Source organism: Geobacillus jurassicus NBRC 107829, assembly GCF_001544315.1.
Lineage (GTDB): Bacteria > Bacillota > Bacilli > Bacillales > Anoxybacillaceae > Geobacillus > Geobacillus jurassicus.
The window spans coordinates 43,950-50,413 of the sequence record NZ_BCQG01000025.1 but is presented as its reverse complement, the minus strand read 5'-3'; the positions used below and the strand labels follow the sequence as shown (position 1 = coordinate 50,413).

Below are 6,464 nucleotides of genomic sequence, written 5' to 3'. Positions count from 1 at the left end.
TTCGCAACCCGAACATATGTCAACACTTTCATTCTATGATATAATATTGAATGATTTGCGGCAAAAAAAGGAGTGCACGTCCATGTCAGTCAAACCGTATGTATTGACCGAACGCGGCATTGTCCGGTATGAACAAGTAACATATCCGATGGAAGAGCGCGGCTTGCAATTTGGCGACGGCGTCTACGAAGTCGTCCGCTTATATAGCGGGGCATACATTTGGCTTCGCGAGCATCTTGACCGGCTGTACCGTTCGGCGGCCGCCATTCGCCTATCCGTTCCGTTTGGCTGCGAAGAGCTCATCGAACGGCTTGAGGAGCTTCGCCGCCTCAACGACGTGCAAGAAGATGCGATTTTGTATTTGCAAGTGACGCGCGGCAGTTTCCCGCGCAACCATGCGTTCCCAGCCGAAAAACGCCCGAATTTGTACGCCTACATCCAGCCGATGGCGCGGAAAACCGAGGAAATGGCGCACGGCGTGCGCGCGATTTTGACAAAAGATGTCCGCTGGGAATATTGCTATATCAAAAGCTTGAACTTGCTGCCGAACGTATTGGCTAAACAGGAAGCGGTCGAGCGCGGGGCGTTTGAAGCGATTTTCCATCGCGACAGCGTCGTAACCGAAGGCAGTTCGTCAAACATTTTTCTTGTCAAAAATGAAACGGTGTACACTCATCCGGCCACTGAGCGGATTTTAAACGGCATCGTCCGCATGAAAGTGAAGCAGTTTTGCGCTGAGCTCGACATCCCATTGGTTGAAGAAGCGTTTTCCACCAACGACCTCGCCGAAGCGGACGAACTGTTTTTAACGAGCACGACGTCAGCGATTATCCCGATCATTCAAGTCGACGAAACGGTGATCCGAAACGGCGAGCCGGGGGCGGTGACGAAGGCGCTGCAAGCCGCTTACCGACAAGCGACACAACCGGCAACCAAAACGATTTGACCGGCCGACCGAACAGAAGAGGTGTCCCCTTGCCAAGAAGGGACACCTCGTTTCGTTTTATGAGCTGAGCACGGTGCGGTCGCTCGCGAACTGGCTGCCGCGGATGCGTTGGAATGCCTCAAGCAGCCGCTCGACCGTCAGTTCCTCTTTCTCCTTTCCTTCTGCGGCAAAAATGATTTGCCCGCCATCCATCATGATCAACCGATTGCCAAGGCGGATCGCCTGCTCCATGTTGTGCGTCACCATGAGCGTCGTCAAGTTGTGCCGCTCAACAATTTTCTTCGTCAACTCGGTGACAAGCTCGGCGCGCGCTGGATCGAGGGCGGCGGTATGCTCATCAAGCAAAAGCACGTCCGGCTTCGTAAACGTCGCCATCAACAAGGAAAGCGCCTGCCGCTCCCCGCCGGAAAGAAGCCCGACTTTGGCGGTGAGCCGGTCTTCAAGCCCTAAATGGAGCGTTCGCAACGTTTCCCGAAACCATTCGCGCTTTTGCTTTGTAACACCGAAACGCAGTGTGCGCCGCTTCGTCCGATTGTAGGCGAGCGCCAAATTTTCCTCAATCGTCATATGCGGGGCGGTGCCGGCCATCGGGTCTTGAAAGACGCGGCCGATGTAGCGGGCGCGCGCATGCTCCTTAAGCGCCGTCACATTGCGGCCGTTGATCCACACTTCGCCGATATCGGGGGACAGCCGTCCGGAAATGATGTTCATGAGCGTCGATTTCCCGGCGCCGTTGCTGCCGATGACAGTGACAAAGTCGCCGGGAGCCAACGTCAGATCGACGCCGCGCAAAGCAATTTTCTCGTCAGCTGTTCCTTCATTAAACACTTTTGTAATTCGTTTCAGCTCCAGCAACGGTCTCCCCCCTCTCCAACTGCCGCGCTCTCCGTTTTTTCCGCTGCCGCTCTTTTTGCGCCGCCAAAACATTGGGCACGACGAGCGCGAGCATGACGATGAGCGCGGTAATTAATTTCACATCCCCCGTCTCCAAAAACTCGACGCGCAAAGCGAGCGCCAAAATGAGACGGTAGACGATGGCGCCGCCGATCACCGCCCACGTCGCGCGCGCGACGGAGCGGGCGCCAAACAACGCCTCGCCGATGATGACCGAAGCCAGCCCAATGACGATCATCCCGATTCCCATCCCAACGTCGCTGAATCCGCCGTATTGGGCGACGAGCGCTCCGGAAAAAGCAACGAGCGCGTTGGATAGACCAAGGCCAGACACAATCAGCCAATCGGTGTTGGCGGAAAAGCTGGCCACCATCGGTTTGTTGTCCCCGGTCGCCCGCAAGGCAATCCCCACTTCCGTTTTCAACAGCCAATCCAACAGCCCTTTGACCACCAGCGCCACAATCGCCATTGACACAAGCACCGCCCATGTCCGCGGCGCAAAGCCGGTAAAGGAAACGAGGTGGTTGAGCGCCGCATCGAGCCCGACTTTCTGCCAGACGGCGGTGATTTTCGTGATGACCGTTTCCTGCTGCAACAGCGGCACGTTCGATTTGCCCATAATGCGCAAATTAATCGAATACAAAGCGATCATCATTAAAATGCCGGATAACAGTGGATTGATTTTCCCTTTCGTATGCAAAAGTCCGGTCAACACCCCGGCGGCAAAGCCGGCCAAAAGCGCCGCGGCTGAGGCGGCGAACGGGTTGGCTCCATTGACAATGAGCACGGCCGCGACGGACGCACCGGTGACGAAGCTGCCGTCAACCGTTAGATCGGGAAAATCCAAAATGCGAAATGATAAATAGACGCCAAGCGCCATCACGGCGTAAATCAAGCCGGCTTCGACAGAACTGAACATCGCTGTCCACACAACTTTCACCTACCTTTTCGGAAACACACCGAAGGCGCATTTGACACATTGAGTGCAAAAACGCACTTTTCCTATTTTCTTGGAAACAAACCCCTCCTTCATAGAAGGAGGGACGGCTGCCTATTCAATATATTCCGCAATGGAATCCCATTCCGGATTGAGCTCGATGCCCATTTCTTTTGCTGCTTTTTTGTTGATGACAAGCTTCAATTTTTGCGGATATTGCACTGGCAAATCGGCCGGCTTTTTGCCGTCTTGCAAAATTTGCGCCGCCATTTCCCCGGCTTCGTAGCCGATGTCATAATAGTCAAACCCATACGCCGCAAAGCCGCCGCGCTTGACCGAATCCAATTCGCCGACAAAAAGCGGAATGTCGTGTTCATTCGCCACTTGAATCACCGACTCGAGCGCCGAGACGACGGTGTTGTCAGTGATGATGTACAGGCAATCGACTTTGCCGACGAGCGACTCGGTCGCCTGCTTCACTTCCGACGACGTCGATACGGATACCGGAACGATTCGCAAATCGGTTCCTTGCATCGCCTTTTTCACTTGTTCGATTTGGGCGACGGAGTTTTGTTCGCCGGCGTTGTACACCATGCCGACGCGGTTGCCTTTGATATATTTATCAATAAACTGCACCGTTTTCGGAATGGCCTCTGGGTGCGTATCCGTTGTGCCGGTCACATTGCCGCCTGGTTTTTCCATCGATTGGACAAGCTGGGCGCCGACTGGGTCGGTCACCGAGGTGAACACGATCGGAATGTCTTTCGTCGCGTTGAGCGCCGCCTGCGCGCTTGGCGTTGAGTTGGCGAAGATCAAGTCGACGCCGTCGGAGACAAAATTGTTGGCGATCGTTTGGTTGTTGCTTTGGTCGCCTTGGGCGATTTGCACGTCATACTCAACGGACAGCCCTTTGTCTTTTAACGCCTGTTGGAATCCTTTGCGCGCCGCATCAAGTGAAGGATGCTCGACAATTTGCGTCACCCCAATTTTGTACGTCTTTTCTTTTCCACTCTGTCCGCCGCTTCCCTGGTTGCTTCCCGTCTCTTTCGCGCCGCCGCAGCCGCCAAGCAACAAAAAACTGGCCGCACACACTGCGGCGAGCCGCCGGATCGATTGGCCCATGATCCCATCCCCCTATGTAGAAAAATTTAGCCCTTTTAAACTTTTATGTGTTAAATTATATAAATTTCTCTCCTCGTTTTCAATATACTATTCAAAAAAAAGAAAAGGCGCTGAAAATTCAGCACCATCAAGCATGGAAAGAAGCGAGCCGTTCTTTTAACGTTCTTCGCAAAATTTTTCCTGTGGCGTTTTTCGGCAGCTCGTCCAAAAAGTCAATCGCGCTTGGCACTTTATATTTCGCCAGCCGCTCGCGGCAGTAGGCAATGAGCTCCGCTTCCGTCAGCTCTGGATTTTTCGAGACGACGCACGCCCGCACCGCTTCCCCGTAATCCGGGTCCGGCACACCGATCACCGCGGCTTCAACGACATCCGGATGGCTGTATAGCACTTCTTCGACTTCGCGCGGGTACACGTTGTAGCCGCCGACGATAATCATCTCTTTCTTTCGGTCGACGATATAGAAATAGCCGTCCTCGTCCATGCGAGCCAAATCGCCGGTGTGCAGCCAACCGTCGCGCAATGCGGCCGCCGTTTCTTCCGGCATTTTGTAATACCCTTTCATGACGTTCGGGCCGCGGACGACGAGCTCGCCGACTTCACCGACGGGCACTTCTTCTCCGTATTCGTTGACGACCTTATTTTCAACGTTTTTAATGCTCGTTCCAATCGAACCGGGTTTGCGCGGCCGGTCGAGCGGATTGAAGCAGGTGACAGGGGACGCCTCCGAGAGCCCGTACCCTTCCGAGATGATGACATTGAACTTTTTCTCAAAGTTTTCAAGCAAGGCGACCGGCATCGAAGCGCCGCCCGAGATGCAAAGGCGGAGCGTCCGCAAATCGTCTGCGCTTCCTCCCTCATGCTGGTAAAGGAAGTTGTACATGGTCGGCACGCCGGCAAAAATCGTCGCTTTTTCCTCGCGGGCCAGCTGGAACAACTTCGACGGGCTGAACTTTGGCATGATGAGCACCGTTCCGCCGTTCATCAGCGGGGCATTGAGCGCCACGGTCAAGCAAAAGACATGAAACATCGGCAAGGCGGCGATGACGCGGTCGTTTTCGTTGATGCCTAAATAATCGGCCGTATCTTGGGCGTTGCTGTATATGTTTTTATGGGTGAGCATCGCCCCTTTTGGCTTGCCGGTCGTCCCTGACGTGTACAAAATGACGGCAACATCGTCATCATCGAGCTCGGGTCCGGTAAAATCCGGGCTGCCGGCCGCCAACACTTCTGCAAACGATTTCATTCCCTCCGACAGCGAACCCCCTTTCTCCTTCCCTTCCGGCGTTTCGCAAACGATCGCATGCTCAAGCAACGGAAAACGCTTTTTCGCCTCGGCAAACAACGGAGCGAGCAAATCGAGGCCGATCACCGCTTTGACGTCGCCGTTATGCAAAATGTAGGCAATTTCCTCAGGCGTGTAAATCGGATTGATCGGGATGACGGTCGCCCCAAGCCGCAACGCCCCGTACAAGCCGATGACAAACTGCGGCGAATTGCCAAGCAACAAGGCGATATGGTCGCCCCGGCGAACGCCAAGCTGCGCCAAGCCATCGGCAAACTGTGACACCGCAGCATTCAATTGCTGATACGTGCGCCGCTCTTTCATGAACACATACGCTTCCTTGTCCGGCAACTGTTTCGCGATTTGCGCCAACCGCGTCGTTACGTTCATATAAGCTCCTCCCCCAAAATGAATGAATGACCATTCATTTTATAAGTAAAAAAATTCGAACTATATTCATTATAAAAAAAAGAACAGCAAAGAACAAGGGAAAGCGTTTCCTTCGCTGTTCTTTTTTGATGATGTCCTATCGCGCCCACGTTAAGCCAGTGCGGGCGAGGCGAATGACACCGCGGAACGTCCGACTGGCCTCGTCGACAAGCTGCTCATGCCGGCCCACATGCGGCAAATGCGTCAGCCATAATTCCCCGACGCCTGCTCCCTCGGCAATGGCCGCCGCCTCCTCGCTCGTCATATGCCCAGCCGGCGCCGCGTTTTGCCCGGCGTAAAAGTTGCACTCGCAAATGAGCAAGTCCGCTCCTTTGGCAAACGGGATAAACTCCGGTATGTAGCTTGAATCAGCCGTATAAACGACCGTCTTGCCGCCGGCGGAGATGCGCATAGCGTAGCATGGCACAGGGTGAACGGTTTTCATAAAGGCAAGCGAAAACGGCCCAACAGCCAGCGTCTTGTTCGGATCATAGGCGATCCCTTCAGTGATGCCGTCGTGCGTCAGGCGGAAAAACGCCGCCTCGTCTTCCGCATGGCCATAAATCGGCAAGACAGGCAAGCTAGCCCCTAAATTTTTCTGAATGAGGCGCGCGTATTGGAGCGGACCGATGTCGGCGATATGGTCGTAATGGTAATGGGAGATCATGACCGCATCCAAGTTTTCCACAGTCGTGTAATTTTGCAGCTTGGCGAGCGCCCCGCTCCCGCAATCGATAAGCAGGCGAAATCCATCGTGCTCGAACAAATAAGACGATGTCGCTTCATTGGCGGCGGGAAACCCTCCCCAATAGCCGATGACCGTTACTTTCACTTTCTTTTCTCTCCTTTCATCC

At 54.3% G+C, this 6,464-nt stretch carries 6 protein-coding genes; 1 reads left to right on the top strand and 5 read right to left on the bottom strand.

All coding sequences use genetic code 11. The features are described 5' to 3' along the window. Positions 1-82 precede the first annotated feature (82 nt). Positions 83-946 (top strand): D-amino-acid transaminase, encoded by an 864-nt coding sequence (gene dat, locus GJ1_RS08940; RefSeq protein WP_066231330.1) that lies wholly within the window; start codon positions 83-85, stop codon positions 944-946. 57 nt (positions 947-1,003) lie between these two features. On the opposite strand, the gene GJ1_RS08935 is transcribed toward dat, so the two are convergent. From GJ1_RS08935 to GJ1_RS08915, 5 genes are all read right to left on the bottom strand, one after another. Continuing rightward, the gene (locus tag GJ1_RS08935; RefSeq protein WP_066231326.1) at positions 1,004-1,801 is read right to left on the bottom strand and encodes an ABC transporter ATP-binding protein; all 798 of its coding nucleotides are present in this window, start codon (positions 1,799-1,801) and stop codon (positions 1,004-1,006) included. Continuing rightward, positions 1,767-2,759, bottom strand: a complete 993-nt coding sequence (locus GJ1_RS08930; protein ID WP_066231350.1) for an ABC transporter permease — start codon at positions 2,757-2,759, stop codon at positions 1,767-1,769. Before GJ1_RS08930 ends, GJ1_RS08935 begins: the two co-directional genes overlap by 35 nt. Before the next feature lie 132 nt (positions 2,760-2,891). Further along, positions 2,892-3,899, bottom strand: coding sequence for an ABC transporter substrate-binding protein (locus GJ1_RS08925; RefSeq protein WP_066231323.1), 1,008 nt, complete (start codon positions 3,897-3,899; stop codon positions 2,892-2,894). A gap of 127 nt (positions 3,900-4,026) precedes the next feature. After that, positions 4,027-5,571: a fatty acid--CoA ligase family protein gene (locus GJ1_RS08920; protein ID WP_066231320.1), complete on the bottom strand. Its 1,545-nt coding sequence runs from the start codon at positions 5,569-5,571 to the stop codon at positions 4,027-4,029. A 136-nt stretch (positions 5,572-5,707) separates the two neighbouring features. Further along, positions 5,708-6,442 carry an MBL fold metallo-hydrolase gene (locus GJ1_RS08915; RefSeq protein WP_066231347.1) on the bottom strand — a complete coding sequence of 245 codons (735 nt, stop codon included), beginning with the start codon at positions 6,440-6,442 and terminating at the stop codon, positions 5,708-5,710. Between the last annotated feature and the right edge of the window lie 22 nt (positions 6,443-6,464).

Excerpts from the sequence above, each read along its gene's own strand:
- dat (WP_066231330.1), top strand. The coding sequence starts at position 83 with ATGTCAGTCAAACCGTATGTATTGACCGAACGCGGCATTGTCCGGTAT.
- GJ1_RS08930 (WP_066231350.1), bottom strand. The coding sequence starts at position 2,759 with ATGTTCAGTTCTGTCGAAGCCGGCTTGATTTACGCCGTGATGGCGCTT.
- GJ1_RS08925 (WP_066231323.1), bottom strand. The coding sequence starts at position 3,899 with ATGGGCCAATCGATCCGGCGGCTCGCCGCAGTGTGTGCGGCCAGTTTT.
- GJ1_RS08920 (WP_066231320.1), bottom strand. The coding sequence starts at position 5,571 with ATGAACGTAACGACGCGGTTGGCGCAAATCGCGAAACAGTTGCCGGAC.